General features: G+C 37.3%; 16 protein-coding genes, 2 tRNA genes, 2 pseudogenes and 1 CRISPR repeat array. Of the genes and pseudogenes, 2 read left to right on the forward strand and 18 right to left on the reverse strand.

Annotated elements, in window-relative coordinates:
* Positions 1 to 186: 186 nt before the first annotated feature.
* From J3U54_RS06975 to J3U54_RS07020, 10 genes and pseudogenes are all read right to left on the reverse strand, one after another.
* Positions 187 to 381: a hypothetical protein gene (locus J3U54_RS06975; protein WP_220235039.1), complete on the reverse strand. Its 195-nt coding sequence runs from the start codon at positions 379 to 381 to the stop codon at positions 187 to 189.
* Positions 382 to 749: 368 nt separating this feature from the next.
* On the reverse strand, positions 750 to 980 hold the full coding sequence (locus J3U54_RS06980) for a cytochrome b5 domain-containing protein (protein ID WP_103752724.1): 231 nt from the start codon (positions 978 to 980) through the stop codon (positions 750 to 752).
* Between the two features lie 84 nt (positions 981 to 1,064).
* Positions 1,065 to 1,943, reverse strand: a complete 879-nt coding sequence (locus tag J3U54_RS06985; RefSeq protein ID WP_103752725.1) for a lysophospholipid acyltransferase family protein — start codon at positions 1,941 to 1,943, stop codon at positions 1,065 to 1,067.
* Complete coding sequence (locus J3U54_RS06990; RefSeq protein ID WP_103752726.1) at positions 1,940 to 2,887, reverse strand: glycosyltransferase family 8 protein; 948 nt, start codon at positions 2,885 to 2,887, stop codon at positions 1,940 to 1,942. The genes J3U54_RS06985 and J3U54_RS06990 overlap by 4 nt, the downstream gene beginning before the upstream one ends.
* Before the next feature lie 25 nt (positions 2,888 to 2,912).
* Positions 2,913 to 3,752 (reverse strand): glycosyltransferase, encoded by an 840-nt coding sequence (locus tag J3U54_RS06995; RefSeq protein ID WP_103752727.1) that lies wholly within the window; start codon positions 3,750 to 3,752, stop codon positions 2,913 to 2,915.
* Positions 3,753 to 3,767: 15 nt separating this feature from the next.
* The gene (locus J3U54_RS07000; RefSeq protein WP_103752728.1) at positions 3,768 to 4,529 is read right to left on the reverse strand and encodes a lysophospholipid acyltransferase family protein; all 762 of its coding nucleotides are present in this window, start codon (positions 4,527 to 4,529) and stop codon (positions 3,768 to 3,770) included.
* A gap of 152 nt (positions 4,530 to 4,681) precedes the next feature.
* Positions 4,682 to 5,354, reverse strand: a pseudogene (locus tag J3U54_RS07005) (PTS system mannose/fructose/sorbose family transporter subunit IID).
* A gap of 17 nt (positions 5,355 to 5,371) precedes the next feature.
* A pseudogene (locus tag J3U54_RS07010) lies at positions 5,372 to 6,215 on the reverse strand (PTS mannose/fructose/sorbose/N-acetylgalactosamine transporter subunit IIC).
* Positions 6,216 to 6,236: 21 nt separating this feature from the next.
* Positions 6,237 to 6,731, reverse strand: a complete 495-nt coding sequence (locus tag J3U54_RS07015) for a PTS system mannose/fructose/N-acetylgalactosamine-transporter subunit IIB (RefSeq protein WP_103752729.1) — start codon at positions 6,729 to 6,731, stop codon at positions 6,237 to 6,239.
* A gap of 23 nt (positions 6,732 to 6,754) precedes the next feature.
* Complete coding sequence (locus tag J3U54_RS07020; protein WP_220220538.1) at positions 6,755 to 7,165, reverse strand: PTS sugar transporter subunit IIA; 411 nt, start codon at positions 7,163 to 7,165, stop codon at positions 6,755 to 6,757.
* Positions 7,166 to 7,329: 164 nt separating this feature from the next.
* On the opposite strand from J3U54_RS07020, the gene deoC reads away from it, so the two are divergent.
* Together deoC and J3U54_RS07030 are read left to right on the forward strand one after the other, a co-directional pair.
* Complete coding sequence (deoC, locus tag J3U54_RS07025) at positions 7,330 to 8,037, forward strand: deoxyribose-phosphate aldolase (protein WP_220220539.1); 708 nt, start codon at positions 7,330 to 7,332, stop codon at positions 8,035 to 8,037.
* Positions 8,038 to 8,150: 113 nt separating this feature from the next.
* On the forward strand, positions 8,151 to 8,870 hold the full coding sequence (locus tag J3U54_RS07030) for a GntR family transcriptional regulator (RefSeq protein WP_103752732.1): 720 nt from the start codon (positions 8,151 to 8,153) through the stop codon (positions 8,868 to 8,870).
* 178 nt (positions 8,871 to 9,048) lie between these two features.
* Here J3U54_RS07030 and J3U54_RS07035 read toward each other — a convergent pair whose 3' ends face one another.
* The 8 genes from J3U54_RS07035 to J3U54_RS07070 all read right to left on the reverse strand — a co-directional run bounded on the left by J3U54_RS07035 (position 9,049) and on the right by J3U54_RS07070 (position 16,007).
* On the reverse strand, positions 9,049 to 9,777 hold the full coding sequence (locus J3U54_RS07035) for a DUF4097 family beta strand repeat-containing protein (protein ID WP_267385577.1): 729 nt from the start codon (positions 9,775 to 9,777) through the stop codon (positions 9,049 to 9,051).
* A 597-nt stretch (positions 9,778 to 10,374) separates the two neighbouring features.
* Positions 10,375 to 10,674: a CRISPR direct-repeat array (repeat unit 36 nt; unit sequence GTTTTAGATGGTTGTTAAATCAGTGATGACTAGAAC).
* Between the two features lie 309 nt (positions 10,675 to 10,983).
* Entirely contained in the window at positions 10,984 to 11,952 is a 969-nt protein-coding gene (locus tag J3U54_RS07040) for a DUF4097 family beta strand repeat-containing protein (protein WP_103752734.1), read from the reverse strand.
* 2 nt (positions 11,953 to 11,954) lie between these two features.
* Entirely contained in the window at positions 11,955 to 12,593 is a 639-nt protein-coding gene (locus tag J3U54_RS07045; protein WP_103752735.1) for a DUF1700 domain-containing protein, read from the reverse strand.
* Positions 12,586 to 12,900, reverse strand: coding sequence for a PadR family transcriptional regulator (locus J3U54_RS07050; RefSeq protein WP_103752736.1), 315 nt, complete (start codon positions 12,898 to 12,900; stop codon positions 12,586 to 12,588). Before J3U54_RS07050 ends, J3U54_RS07045 begins: the two co-directional genes overlap by 8 nt.
* Before the next feature lie 144 nt (positions 12,901 to 13,044).
* Positions 13,045 to 14,130: a DUF4097 family beta strand repeat-containing protein gene (locus J3U54_RS07055; protein ID WP_103752737.1), complete on the reverse strand. Its 1,086-nt coding sequence runs from the start codon at positions 14,128 to 14,130 to the stop codon at positions 13,045 to 13,047.
* A gap of 125 nt (positions 14,131 to 14,255) precedes the next feature.
* Complete coding sequence (locus tag J3U54_RS07060) at positions 14,256 to 15,146, reverse strand: alpha/beta hydrolase (RefSeq protein WP_267385582.1); 891 nt, start codon at positions 15,144 to 15,146, stop codon at positions 14,256 to 14,258.
* Between the two features lie 302 nt (positions 15,147 to 15,448).
* Positions 15,449 to 15,524 (reverse strand) — tRNA-Lys (locus J3U54_RS07065).
* A gap of 410 nt (positions 15,525 to 15,934) precedes the next feature.
* Positions 15,935 to 16,007: transfer RNA gene (locus J3U54_RS07070), tRNA-Lys, on the reverse strand.
* Positions 16,008 to 16,089: the final 82 nt, after the last annotated feature.

The following is a 16,089-nucleotide window of genomic DNA, read 5'->3' on the forward strand; positions in this document are numbered from 1 at the left end:
CTGTCTCCTTGATAAGTAAAGTAATGTTAATAAAAATGATAGGGTACTAAGCCCTACCATTTTTACTTTTTATTGATAATTAATAGCCGCCTTGGTAAAAATTGGTATGTAAATATCTCTTATAATTCCATGCTCCACCAATTTGCTGATTAGTATAGCCAGTTTGTTTGGATTTTGCTGGGATTACTACATATCTATAACTATTAAAGTTTGACTCTTCACCAGTAATAGTGTTTTTATCAAAGTGGAAAGATTTAACTGCAGTTTTTTAGCTCCAAATGTTTCAAATGTTGGATTGTCTTGTGCATCTGCCTGAACGGTTGCAACACCTGCTACAGCTAATGAAGATACTGCTAGTAATGACATTAAAAGCTTTTTCATTTTCTCTTACAAAGATTATTATAACTTATTTTTAATTAATATCAATACTTATTTAATTTATATATAAATATATTTTAATATTTAACGGAATCTAGTTCAGGATTAAGTATGCTACGTAATTTTGTGAACTAAAAAATTGCTCAAATAGCTTGAATCAAATGACTAAAGATAGTGCTTATAATTTGGCACTAAACAGAATAATGCTTTATACATAATTGCTCGCTCCTGTGAAGGGTTAAGTTTTTCGAAGTGAAGTTAAAGAAAATAACTGAACTAGAAACAGCAGTCAAAAAGTCAATGCAAAACTAAAAGGACTAATCCCCGATTGAATATCGAGAATTAGTCCTCAGTTTAATTGTTAACTTAGATTAGTCTTCGTAGGTACCAACTTTGTTTAATTTGCCCAAAACACTTGTGCCGTGAGGTGCTTGACCGATTGCAATTGTCAAATCTTGTCCTGCCAAGTTGCCGTGGTGTTCACCTTCAGCCCAGTGTGGGTTACCAGTAACATCGTAAACGTCGCCATTAATTGCAACGTAAGCGGGATTACCGTTCTTACCATCGTATTTTGCCAAAGATTCTTTTGTAAATTTCTCCATCCAAGAAACCCCTTTTCTTAATATATATAAAATAAAATAACTCCACTATTATCATAGTCGATAAGAACGGTTAAGTCTATCGAATTATTTTTTATTTTGATAATTGTAGCGCCAGCCTGCGATATCCCACGGGGTAAAATCGTAATCTAGCTTACGATGGTAGGCTTGTTCGAAAGCGGCCACTTTTTGCTGATAATCTTGTTTCAGCATTCGCTTCGAGTTTTCGTTAGCGCTCAGTTTTACATCTGGATAAATAGTCGGTAGAACACGGACCACATACTTATTTTGATAAAAATTAGGGTGGTCTTTTTCCAATTTATCGGTTGTTTGAAGCTCAATAAAAGTAGAAATGACTGGTACATTTTGTTTAGCGGCAAAATAGTACGCACCACGTTGAAACTGCCGCGGCTTCCGGTAATTCCACCACATTTCCTGTTCAGGGTAGATTAGAACCCAATTATCGTCTTCAAGTACATCGTGAAGGTGCTGGGGGAATTCCGTACCAACATAACTAGGGGTTTTGATTAAGGGAATTGTGCCAACATAATTCATTAAATAGCATAGAAAACCTGGCAATTTTAGGTTAGTGTCCTCAATGGCAATAGCTAAATTGTGATGAGTTTTATTGGCTAAATGCTTGATTGGCAATGAATCCAGCTGATTGAAATGATTAGCTGTAATAATTGCGCCGCCTTTAGGCAGGTTTTCTAAGTTTTCAAGCCCCACAAATTTAGTGGTAGAAGTAAACAAGCCTGTTAACGCGTTAAAGAATAAATGGCCGATTTTATTATTGACCTTACCCTTAATTGTGTCTTGCTCTGACCAAAAACTGTTAACCAAGCTTTTACGTTCTTTTAATGATAGAACCGGATCGCCAAGTTCAACTTTTGCATTCCAATCTTCCCGGCTTACAGCCGCTTTAATATTTTCGATTACTTTTTCACGATTGTCGCCAATAATCATAAACTGACTGAACCCCGCTTCTTAACCTGCGCCCAGCTATTAGGGTCGTTGACTACCTTATCTTCTTTTGCAAGCATATGATTGAGCTTGCCACGGTCTTGTTCACGTTGCTCATCAGTATAGTTTTCAAGTTCTGCCTTTAATTCAGGGTAGAACTTGGTCTCCTTAGCACTAGCCCAGAAGTACTTTTCATATTGGATTGCAGTAAAATGCCACGGCTTAAAGAACAAGTTGTAATGAATTAAGCTTGGTGATGCAAGTGGCTCGGTATTTTCGTTGGGCATTGCATCCCACTTAGGATCGAGGTGCAAAATGCGCTTGTCACCAATTTCATTTAAATAGTCTTGGTCAGGCGCAATGCAGTCGAAATGATAAGTTTCCAGCAAATCCATAAAGTGATCAATGAACTTTTCGTCGCGGAATGCTTTGCAGTTTAATACTAGCATACCGGAGTTGATATACTTTTTAGGCTCTAGGGCTAAAACATCTTTGATATATGCCAGCATTTCTGGGACAAACTGAATTGATGAATCCGTGCATGCACCAAATAAGTGATTGCCAAGTTCGGTTTCGTATAGTTTGCCAATGTCATCATTAATAATGGTATCGCTATCAATATAGATTGCTTTATCATATTGCGGGAAAAGGTCAGGAATGAATAGACGGTAGAAAATAGACATTGTAAAGAAGTCTGCCCGTAAATAGTTTTCCTGCCGGTTTTCAATCGGAGCAACAATTTCATCATTTATCTTAAAGAATTTAACGTGAACATTGTCGGAGCCCAAGTCGACTAAATCTTGCTTGTGCTCGTCTGCCAGATCCTGACTTAAAAAGTAAACAGTGTAGTCTTTACTTGGATCAGCATGCTTAACTAATGAATTTAATGAAACAGCTGCATATTTAGTAAAATCATCACTAATAGCATAAAAAATAGGAATAGTCATAGTATATATATCTCCAAATTAAATATTAATTTTGAACTAAGTTATCTTTTAAATCAAGGTACTGCGTTAAGATATCATCGTATTCGTGCAATTTCAAAATCTCATGAACACGCTCAACTTGCCATGGCTTGACGGTCAAAGTATGAAAGATTGGCCAAAAACGAAAGCTGGTCGTAAAGTGCTGAATCACGGTATCAGATTGCAATTTGTACTGCTCATTATAGCGGCGCGGTGCAATTTTCTTTTTAGTCGCAAAGTGATTGAGCGCCGATTGATCCGGCATTGGAACAGTTCGTGTTTGCAAAAGGTGCCTAATTTTAACAAATAAGTTAGTCTTTCTGATTTCTGGCAAATTTAGTAATAACACGCCTGAATTAACGTAGTCAAAGACCTTGTGCTCATGCAAATTATGGAAGAAAAATCGTCCCCAGTAATCAAGCACACCGACGAATTCTGTTTCCGTAAGATCTTGCTGGTAAAAATCAACTAGGCTGCGACGGATAATCACATCAGCGTCAAGATACAAAATCTTATCTGGCAGCTGGGGAATCTGGTCGGCATAAAGCCGTAGCATTGCATAAGGCGTAAAGTGGGTACTCATATTGGCCACTAACGGTTCGCGGACAAATAAGCCAGTACAATCCATTAATTTTAACGTACTTTTAGGATTTTGCTCAACCAAAAGCGATTTGAGGTAATCAGCCGCGTGTTTACTAAAGGGACTAAATTTCTTTTTAAAACTTTGGGTGTACATCGTTAGGATGTAAATATGGAGTTCTTCGGATCCGCTATTTTTAAGCAAAGAAAGAATAGCGATAAGAATGCCATTTTCAGCGTTTGAATCACCGCAAAAAAGAATATTCATTTTGAACTCCTTAAATTAAATTTTTTGGTAAGTGCAATATTCATAGTTACTGCAATTTGCACGTTTTTGCATTGCTGCAATAATTTGCTCGTGCAATTTTTCTTGTTGCTGCTTTTTACTAAGCTGGGTAGCGGGATAAAAAGGGCCGTCAATAAAAACAGTTATTCGTGGTCGTTTACCCCATTTTGGCTTGGTATACGTTGTGGTCATGGTAAAACTAGGCGCATTCAATGCCACCGGAAAGTGCATACTGGTTTTAGGAAACGGCCGAATCTTAGTGTAATACGGCCAGACATGAGCCTCAGGATAAATGACGACCGTTTTGCCTGCCTTAATTACAGTTGAAACAGCCTTAATTAGTTTACCAGACTGTGCAAGATCGTTGCCGATAGGAAGACCAAAGTATGGTAATACCAATTTGCCTAAAATGGGGATGCCCCAGTTGGCTTGTGCCCCAATTGCATAATAATTTTGAACAGGAATAATACTAAGTGGTAAAACAACATCACCAAAAGCTTGGGTGTGATTACCATAAATAAAGTATCCTTGATTACGTACTTTAGCTAACTTTTCTTTTCCAATTAAATGAACGTGCAAAATTAGGTGAATATAGACAAAACTAATTAAATGTCCCAGTGGGCGAACTATTTTTGCCCAGATCTTGCCACAGCGTGATGGGGGAAAAAGCGAATAATCGTCAGGCAACTGATAATCTTGTTGGTGACTATCTACTAAATCGTCAGTTAAGAGATGGTAATAGTATTGATGCTTGCCCATGAAACCCTTCTTTCAATAACAGTATTAGGTAATTTTATCATGAATTGCACAATAAGAAAAAGGGCGTCATATTTTTACACTTGAAAACAAAAAAAGCACATAATTAATGTGTGCTTTAAAATCATTAGCCGAAAATAGGATTATTTGCTTGTTTAAAATAAACCAATCAAGCAGCAAATTGTAACAATTACGACCATGATAATAATTACTTTAGTGGCGGTTAACTGCTTACTTGAGACTAGCCACCAGCCCAAAATAACCATGGCTAAAGGAAGCAAACCAGGGAAAATGCCGTCAAGAACGGTTTGTAAAGGTTGAAATTTACCTCCTAAAGGAATTTTGGCAACAGTTTTTAAAACAATCGTGTTAGCTGCCAGTGCACCGACAACCATTACACCTAAGATATTGAATGCATCAGTAATTCTTTTCGAGTTTTCACCAACGATTGTATCAATTGCACCAACACCAAGGCGATAACCACTATGAAATGCAACGTAAGAAATCGTTGGCCCAATAATGCCATAGGCGATGATATAAAAGAGTGGTCCGACTGGGCTGCCGCCTTTGGCTAAGCTCATTGCGATTGATAGTAAAATCGGAACAATTATTCCTTGAATAAGCGAATCTCCAATGCCAGCCAGCGGACCCATCAGAGTGGCCTTAATATTTACGGGCAAAGGGTAAATAAGAGTAAGCCCAGGCATGGCCCTGCAGTTTTTCATAACTCATTGAGCTGAGGTGGGTAAAACCCCATCTGTACCAAATTTGATTAAGTTCATGATTTGACAGCAATTTTTGCGGTTCTTGGGTATTTTTAGTAGCCATCCTTGTTCGTCCTTTCTTTAAAATAAGTCTTCATCTTCATAGGTATCATCCGTATCGACTGCCTCAGGCCCACTATCGGCTGAACTAGCAGCAGGCTGATTGTTTTTTGCTGTAGCGACATAATAAAGGTAAGCTACCAACGCAGCAATAAATACAATGGCAATCATACTTAGTTTGGCAAAAGCCAGCAGTACGAAACCGGCAAAAAAGAAGATGAAATGTGCTTTATTTTTAATAACAATACTCATGAGCATTGCGATTCCTAAGGCTGGCAGGACACCGCCCAAAACTTGAATAATGTGCGTAACAATTGCTGGAATGCTGTTGATCAGCCAATTAACTAAGCCTTTACCATAGAAAATTGCTAAAAAAAACGGGAACAGCACGTAAGAGAAAAGTGGTAATTTGCGGATAAACTAAGTGGTTTAGCACAATCTGGCGGTCGTCATTGTTATGGGCCGCTTTTTCTGCGCGCGTGTTCCAAAACGAGTAAAGTGCCATTCGGCCATTATAGAAAATTAGACCGAAGGTTTGCCCGATGAAAATGGCCAGTGTAACGGCAATTGCGGGATTTTTGGTAGTAGCCATGGCTAAGCCAATCCCACCATAGGCTGCGTAGGTTATTTCACTATTAGTTGCGCCACCTTTTGACAAGTTGGCAATGAAGACGGCTTGGACGGCTAAGCAGCATAGGATACCGTTTTTAACATCCCCAAAAGTGAGCCCAACTAGCAGTCCGGCTACCAGCGGTCGGCCGACGATGTAAAATCCACCTGACATGCCAAATAGCCAAGGCGATTCAATCGCACCAAGGTAACAAAAGATGCCAGTCAGTAAAGCTGGAAAAAACAAATTATTCATAATTATTGCCTCCAAAGATAGTTAAGACATTGAATCAAATTTCTTTTTCATGGTTGACCAAGGCTTAATTTCATCATCTGGTAATAGTTGAAATTGGATTTCAATTCCATGATTAGCAATATCCTCGAAAGCATCGTAATCAGCTTGGTCTAATGCGACTGTTCGCCCTAAAACCTTGGTTCCTGGTCGGGTATTCATGGGACCAACATTTAGTACTTTGCCAAAATCAATCCCCATGTCTGCAAGCTGCGCAAAAGTTTTAGGGGAATCACTAATTAAGAAAAATTTTTTCTTTGATGCAATTCCCTTGGCAATTTTATCCCCGGCTTCAGCTACGGTATAAATGCCAACCTTTAATTCGTTAGCTGCAGCCTTTAAAACTTTTCGGCGCAATTTATCATGTGCAATATTGTCGCCAACTACCAAAATACCATCGACAGGACGTGCTTTTGTCCATCTAGTCATTGTCTGGCCGTGAATAACGCGATCGTCAATTCGTACAACTGAAATACTCATTTTTCTACTCCTTTTTCAAATAATCAGAATTCAAGTTCATCATCATCTGGTTCATCGTGTGCAACGTCAATTCCAGCTTTTCCGGCATTAAGGGCAATTGCTACAGCCTCATCTAAAGTCAATTGCTCAGTTAATTGCGGCACTAATTCAAGTAGCATAGGTAAATTCAAGCCACTGACTACCCGAATGGTTTGCGGTCGCATTAAGTAAAGTTTAAAAGCCTCGTTATACGGTGTTCCACCTTTCAGATCAGCTAAAATTAAGATGGGCTCTGTTCTTGGTTCTAATAATTTTTTTAGCCGCGTTTGAAACGAACCGATACCATCCTGATCTAGTTCGATAGTCATTAAATGACTAGATTTACCCGCAATAAATTCAAAGCTTGATTTGATACCACTTGCTAGGTGACCATGTGAAGTTAATAAGATTTGCACTGTTATCGCCTCTTTTTTGTAATTACATAATCTTTACAACCAACATTATATGTAATCGATTTCCACAAGTCAATTAATATTTTTACACTGTTTTTTAGTTATTGACAACGGTTTCAGTAATAGCTACAATTTAATTATGTAATTACAAAAAGGAGAAAGGAATTATGAAATATACGATTGATGATTTTGCCCAGCTGATTGATCATACGAATCTGCATGCTGATGCAACTGAAGCAGATATGAAAAAACTTTGTGATGAGGCTAAACAGTACCATTTTAAAATGGTTGCCATTAACCAAGTGCAAGCCAAATTTTGTTCCGCTCAACTTGCCGGAACGGATATCGATACAGGAGCCGCGATTAGTTTTCCGTTGGGCCAAACAACAATTACTTCTAAGGTGGCAGAAACTAAAGATGCATTGGCAAATGGGGCAAATGAAATTGATTATGTCGTAAATTTGACCCAGGTCAAAGCGCATAATTGGTCATATATTGAGGAAGAAATGACAAAGATGGTAGCAGCTTGCCACAACCAGCATGTTCCGTGCAAAGTAATTTTTGAAAATTGCTACTTGACCAAAGACGAGATTAAGCAGCTGGCGCTGATTGCTAAAAAAGTCGAACCGGATTTTATCAAAACCTCAACTGGGTTTGGTACCTCAGGAGCTAAAGTCGAAGATGTTAAGTTGATGAAAGACACGGTTGGCACAAAAGTTAAGGTTAAGGCAGCTGGCGGAATACGGAATACAGATGACTTTTTGGCAATGATTGCGGCTGGTGCGCAAAGAATTGGTACTAGTTCAGGCGTCAAAATTATTGCTGCATTAAAAAAGCGGTTTGCTGCGGATAATGTTACTGCAATTGATCTTTAAATTCGCTAGAAATGGCCGTAGCAAGATAAAAAACTGCTTTAATACTGGCTTTTTTAATGTTATACTATTAATATAATGATATAAAATAAATAAAAAGAAAGCAGTGGGTTTAATTGGCTGAAACAGATCTTCCGAAATATCGCGTAATTGCTAACGATCTTTTAAACAAAATTCAGACTGGTGTTTATGCACAAAACACAATCATTCCGCCTGAAGTAGAATTAGCAAGCACTTACCAAGTAAGTCGGCCGACCGTTCGCCAAGCAATTTCACTTTTAGTTAATCAAGGATATTTGGAACGCCGCCGTAAGCGTGGGACTTTAGTAAAAAAGGTAAAAATTGAACAGGAATTTACGCACCTGATTGAAAGCTACAGTGAGGAAATGAGTTCTAAGGGGATTTACCCTAAAACGAACTTACTTTATTTTGGCGAAGAAAAAGCTAATCCAGAAGTGAGTAAAAACTTACAACTCGAAGTGCAAGAACCGGTTTTTAAGATGGTCCGCTTGCGCTATGCCAATGAGCAACCAACTGTTTTAGTGACAACTTATGTACCTAAAAAAAGGGTGCCCAAGTTAGCCGACTACGATTTTTCCACGGCTTCTTTATATAGCACGTTGGAGAAGTATCAGTTAAAGGTGACGCATGTCATTAGAAAACTAGAGGTTATGGAAGCAGACGAGACGACTGCCAATCTTTTAAATATTGCGGCTAATAAACCGATTTTTTACTTTCATACTCAAGGACTAACTTCTGATGAGCAGCCGATTGAGTATTCAATCGCTGAATATCGTGGTGATATCAATTCTTTTGTGATTGATGTTCAGCGTTAACAGCTATGTTTGCTATTAATTTGCAGAAAACCCCATGATTAGGACGACTAATTATGGGGTTTTTGGGTACCAGAATAATCTGAAAGATGGGCAACTAAAAAACTGATTTACGCGGAATCGCGGAAATCAGTTCGCAGTTGAAATTCATTAAACTTATTATGTCAAGTCAATTGCTCTGTCATTTGACTATAATTGAACCTGCAAGTGCTTTGGCTACTAAACTATTTGGTCCAGAAAATTTACGATAAAAATGATGATGATGGTTTTCTTGATGGTACCTAATTAGACCAACACTGGTTTTAAGGTCATAACCTGTAGTGTCGTTTTTATTTTCGATTATGGTTAGTGAGCCTGCTGCAAGTATAAAGCTGCTTTGTCCCTGCAGCTGCTTGATATTAGCTGAACCAGCAGCGAGATCAGCCTTCAAATTCATCTTGCAGTTCAGAAGTTTAAGGCTGCCGGCAGAAAGATTAATTTTAGCTGCGCCGTGAACAATTAAGTCAGTTAATTTAGCCGAACCCGCAAGCAATTCTAAGTCTAAATTCTGCATGGTTAGATGAAGTAACGTGACGTTGCCTGCATAAGCCTTAATTTTTGTTTGTAAAAGCTCACAATCTAGCGGCAATGTAATATTGATGAGTGCCTGTTTAGTATAAATTAGATTTTTCTTAGCCCGGGGCTTTTTCTCCCGAATTAGTAGCTTTTTTCCAACCACAGTAATGTTTACATTTTCGTTAGCCTGACTAGAAATAATAGCCTGATAATTTTTCCCACCCTGAATATTAATAGTAAAAGTGTATGTTTCAGCATCTATTTCAGTAAACTGTGGTAAATCAATTTGACGTGAATTTAAGTTTGTGCTGTTGTTTTCTTGTTCAGCGAAAATATGTTTAAAAAAGTTTCCCATAATTAACCTCTTGTTGTGACTAGTTTTTTGTGATGAAGTTTTGCTATTTCTTAGTTTTTATTGATGATTTAATTAAAATACTTTTAAAAACTAATGCAATTCTTTTTGCATAACTGGCAGTAAAAATTGTTTAAGCGGTTAAATTTGGTAAATAAAACTGATTGCGTAGCAATTGCTGCATGGAACTACTTCATATTTTTATTTGAAAAAGCTTTTGACATGGTAGGAACAGGGTATTAATAGCCTGGATAAAGTCGCACAGAATAAGATATTATGCGTTTTTAGCAGCATTATTTGATGGCAGATTTACCGCTAGCAATTAGCTTTGATGAAGACTAGAAAAAGCTATTCAAAGGGCTGATTTGTATCTAGCTGAGAATATATTGAGTGAATCATATGCTATAATTGAAACAGTTCTATAGATTCATCAAAACTGTAACTTGAAAACAGTTATTTTGATAAGCAGGAATTAGTACTAATTGAATTCACATCTTCGGATTTTTTGGTTGTTCCCGGGGATACCTATTTTTATAACGTTATTGAAGGTTTAGTCGACTGGTATTAACTGCTACATTAAAATTTGATGATAAAATATCGGTTTTAGATGGTTGTTAAATCAGTGATGACTAGAACTCAATTGTTTTATACTTTGAAAGACTTGCTGTTTTAGATGGTTGTTAAATCAGTGATGACTAGAACAATTTTGCATGTAATTCTGACAAATCTTTGGTTTTAGATGGTTGTTAAATCAGTGATGACTAGAACCGCTGAATTAAAAAACAAGCAAAAAGATGTGTTTTAGATGGTTGTTAGATAAGTGATGACTAGAACAGAGTAGTTGGCTATCATGGCTCTGACTATGTTTTAGATGGTTGTTAGATCAGTGATAACTAGAATAAAATAGCCGTAATAAAAATTGAATTAAGTTAACTTCAGCATCAAGCTTAAGCAGCTAGCTTTTTATACTAATTATGGACGTAAATTTTAGAAAGTGGCGAATTCACAGTCTTTAGTAGTAATTCAATGGGGTGTTTAACCCAATACTTTCCATTACTTGCTTAATTATTTAGTTAATTTTGCTAGTTTTATCCAAAACAAAAGCCCTATTAAATAACGGTTTATTTAATAAGGCTTTTTAATTTTAAAATACTTGCTTGTTAATCAAGTTCCTAGCCAAAAGGTGTTAGCTTGTCAGATGATTTGAATCTAGTTGATTTCGATATCACCGCTTTTACTAATTATTTTGAGTAAAGGAGCCCCGTGATACATTTTCTTATAATGCTTTCGCTGCTCACGCCCTTTAACTTCGATATCACTGTCGGAAGTAGTTGATAAATCATAACTGATATTAGTCATCTGATATGATTCAAAATCACCGTCGTTTAATTTAAAAGTGCTATTTCCAAGCAGTTTTGAATTCTTGATTTCAATATCGCTGTCATTTAACGAGGCAGTGGTCTTAATTTGGCTACTATTAATTTCTACATCGCCAACATCTAAGTAAAGGTTGCTGTTTGCTATTCTCGAATTAGCAATCTTTAAATCTCCTGGGCCTATGTGTAAATCAGCGGTTTTGGCTTTAACCTTAGCTAAATTAAAATCACCGTTGTTAACCCTTAAATCAAGGCTAGCGACATTTAAATTACTCAACGCAAAATTACCATCAGCACATGTACCAGTAATTGACTTAACCGCGTTTGCGTTTGGGACGGTAATTGCGACTTCGTAGTTGCCATCATTTTTCTCTTGGGTGTCGTGATCTTCAACGGTTAAGATACCACTTTTTACACCAGTATTAATCGTCTTAATATTTTTGCCGCTGACTTTTACTTGAAAACTGTTGCCTAATGAAATACGGATGTCTGGTCTGCCAGCCTTAAGCTTGATTTTATCAAAGCTTGCCACATTATAAGTTTGACTTTCATGAAATTGTCGTGATGAATCGTCATCATCATCGTCGTCGTCATCATCTTCATCATCGTAATCTTCGTCGTCATCGTCATAGTCATCATCGTCGTCGTCTTTATGTTGGGTTTTGTGCTGCCAATTAAGAGTATTGAAAATGCCTGTGTGTGTGCGTGCAATATTTTGATCACCGTGATTGAGCTTACCGATAAATAATAAAATAAAGCCAATAATTAGGATCGCGCCACTTATTTGAAAAAACTTTTTCACGATTAATTCTCCTTCTTCTGGTTAGAATTGGTTTGATAATAATTTTTCTTGAAGAACTTTTTCCCCATAAATTGCATCAGTTTGGCACATTCCGCAATCAAAAAGTTGATTACTTTGGCAATAAATGGCGAGATGAGAAGAAAACCTCCAAGGCAAATAAGGACAATCCCCAGATAATAGCAGCCAGTTGCCCAGTTGCTGGTAAATAACAGAGCGATTGACTTAAAGAAAGTAAAGCCACCGACTATGAATAGGCTTAATAAAACCGTAATAAAGGCAACAAAGATGGCCGCACAAATAGCAATGAATACAAACAAGAACAAAAAGATGGCCAAAATTAGTGGGATCCCAATCGGGGCAGCGCATAGACCAAGCAGAATATACCAAATAGCCTTTAGATTTGACCGTGGAGCCTTGGCTTTAATTGGAGAAGTATTATTGTTGGTCGAATAATCAGCTAAAATTTTAATTGCTAATTGTTTAGGAGTTCCAAATTCCTGCTCAATAGTTGACCGTCTAACAAAATCGCCATCAAGTAAGTATTCGCGGTAAAACTCAAGGATATCTTGACTTTCTTTTTCTGGCAAATCAGTTAGATTTTGTTCTAACTCAAAGATATAGTCATCAATTACTTTAGTCATTTTCTTCTCCCAACACTTGATCTACTTTATTGTTAAAGTCCTGCCACTCATCTTGAATGGTTGCCAATAATGCTAGACCGTCTTCAGTAATGTGGTAATAGCGCCGGTTACGGCCCTGAAATGGTTCATCGTGAGTGGTTAAATAATTATTTTTCTTCAATCGGCGCAAAACCGGATAGATTGTCGATTCGGAGATGTCAAAAACCTTTTGCACGTTTTGCGTTAATGCATATCCGTATAAATCTTCGTGCTTTAAAAAAGCTAAAACCGCACCGTCCAATAAACGAGTAGGTATTTGAATAGCCATGGCTCCCCTCCCCTAATATTATATGTTATATAGCATTCTAAGTTAGAATCTTCAAATTGACAAGATTAAATTACTTTTGACGAAAAAAACAGGGCATCAAAGCTCTGCTTTTTCTGAACCATTTTGTGAACAAAAAGTTTGAATTCATGCCATGATGACGTCACCATTTTTAGCAATCACGCGCAAGGAATCCTTGTCCTTACTTTTACTGTTAAAACGACTGCCGATACTAGAACCGCGGTAAGTAATGTTGCCCTTTTTGGTCGTTATTTTTAAATTTAGGTCATGGTTCAATTGCTTTAACCGTAATGCCCCGTCTACAACTTGGATAAAGTTGCCATTAATCAGCTGGCTTTGAATGATTCGTAAATTGCCATCTTTAGCAGTAATTTTAAGGTTAAGATGGCATTGTTTAATATTAATATTCCCGTCTTTTAATTGTAGCTCTAGTTGACTGCAAATACTACGTTTGAAATCAAAATTACCATTCCTGGTTTGTAAAACAAAATTGGTAATTTGCGATTGAGTGATGATAGTGCTGCCATCTTTTGAAGAAACAGTTAGTTCTTGAGCTATTGTTAAATTGTTAAAAAACAGTTTTCCATCTTGTTTTTGTAGTGAACAATTTTGCAGGTGTAGATTTTGCAAAATAATGCTGCCATCTTGGTTGCTACCACTAATTGAAGTAAGTGAGTCAGGGGAGGGAACGGTGACTTCAACCGAGCAGCTAGGAAAACGGCGGTTAAGTATAATTCGCCGATTTTCAGGTCTATTTTCCTTCTCCTTGATTAGTAACACATGATTTTTAAGCTGGATATCAATTGCACAATTGCTATAATCAGCCACATTAATTTCAAACTGTTGGCCCGGATGAATAAATATTTTACTATTCCGGACTTTGAGCCTAATTATTGAGAACTCACCGGGTTGCATTGTCCTTTTTTGCAGTGGGGTCTTTTTAGCGTGAAAATTTAAGAAATAACCATCACTTGTTTTTTTCTCGTCAGTCGGTGGTGCTGCTATTTGGGTAATCTGCTTATAATCAGCCTTGATTTTTTTGGCAAGAGCGGCGGGAGTACCAAGCTCCATTAAAATCTCTTCTTTGCTTTGGCAATCGCCATTTCTTAAAAATGCACGATAAAAATTGAGTGCATCCTCTTTTTGGGCTGCGGATAACGCATTTAATTGGGTAGCTAGACTAGCAATGTAGTCATCGATTATTTGAGTCATCTTTTTCTCCTATTCTAAAAATTTGAAGTCACTAGTTTTAATAGGGAAATTTCTCAACTATATATAAGTATACGCCATTATTTATTAAATATTTATGAATAATCCTTTTTGCCTAAATTATTCAATTAGTTATGCCACAAAAATTGGTCAATCTTCTTAGCGACTGCTTTATTCTCGTGTAATTTGCTATGCTGACCACCAGGGCCCTTAACTTCAATTTCATGATAGCTAGCGGCTCTTGTTTCTACTAAGTAGCGTAAAGAACGGGCAGAGGTGACGCTAACCGCATCATCTGAATTTGTGCCATCTTCTTTATTGCCAAAAATATTTAAAATGTCTACTCCTCTTGGATAGTCCTTGCGATGCTCTAATAAGTATTGGTAGGTGGAAAAAGAATATTTCGGCTTGCCCGTTTTTTCAAGGCGGTTACGATTAGGCTGGTCATCCATGCCAATAATCCCGTTAAAAGGTGCGCCTAAATTAACTTGCTTTTTGAGTTTCGGCAACGCATTATTTTGCCCATACTTTATTTGATAAAATAAAAACGTTAAATTGCCCATTGAATGAGCAACAGTATTATAGCGACTGATGTGATATTTACGCTTAAGCAGTAAGAGCAAATTATGAATCCATTCACGGGTTACAAAGTAGTCGTTGTTGGTATTATCTTTTAACACAACTTGAATTAGTGGCCTTTTAGTATTCTTGGGCCAGGAACCAGAGAGCTTAACTTGGCCACTTCGTGAAATTGTGGCTGTCAAAACTCGATGCGCATTGTCATGCTCTTCAGCGTAAGTAATCATGCTGTTAGTTGACCGTGCGCCTGCACCATAACCATGCAAATAGATTGTTGGAATGGTGTCTTGGTGTGCGGCAGTTTTTTGCTGGTTTTGCGTTATTGCTGTAGAAGATGACACGGCAACCTTTTGTTGCTTTTGGCGCCAAGAAAATAAGCCTATTCCGATTAATAGCAATAATAATATTCCAAATAGCCAGCGAGAAGTTTTTTTACCCATAATTAATTTGCTCCCTTCTGCCGAGATTAGTTACTATCAATATAAAAGTGAATGGCATAATAAGCAACTCATAGTGCTTTTAGGTTGATAATAAGTTGGCAATGAACGGCGTGAGTTGTAAACTCAAAAAAGAAAAGAGGGAAAAATGATTTTCTTGCCGGCATTGAGCGTAAGGTGACGAGCACTTCACTAAAGCAGCGTGTCAAAGAAGTGTTGACTAATATTAAGTAGACGGATTAATAAGCGCTTTCAAAAATAGGCAATAAAAAAAGCACCGACTTCTTGCAGTGCCATTTTCATTATGGTGGGTGGCCAGGGGCTCGAACCCTGGACCCACGGATTAAGAGTCCGTTGCTCTGCCAACTGAGCTAGCCACCCGTTTCTGTTGACCGTTAAATATAATATCAATTATTAAACCATTTGACAAGGTTTTTGTGCAAAATAATTAGCAGAATTTTGTTTTTTGTAGAAAAAGTTCCCACTTTGACTCAAAACTGGCCAAATAAAGAAAAATAAGTAGAGCTTACATGGCTAGATAATGGAAACTATTTTCTGAGTTCTTTGAATGAAGAAGCAGATGTAAAAATGACTTTAAGGAACTTATTAAAGCACTAAAACCATTTCAGTACTAGTCAGCTATTAAAAATCATCCGCATAATTATAGGTAGTAAATCAAAATTAGTGATTAGTGAACTGATTGACATCCAGGTAGAACGTGCTAAAATATTTGCACTTGTTGAAACAAAAGACAGCAATAGATAATCTATTGCTGTCTTTCATAAAGATAATGGGTGGCCAGGGGCTCGAACCCTGGACCCACGGATTAAGAGTCCGTTGCTCTACCAACTGAGCTAGCCACCCAAACTTGCTGAACTAACGGTCAACGAGAACTATTATGCTATTATTTCAAGTAAAAAGCAAGGTTTTTTATTAAATTTTCGTG

Source organism: Lactobacillus sp. B4007, assembly GCF_026535895.1.
In the GTDB taxonomy this organism is placed as follows: domain Bacteria; phylum Bacillota; class Bacilli; order Lactobacillales; family Lactobacillaceae; genus Lactobacillus; species Lactobacillus panisapium.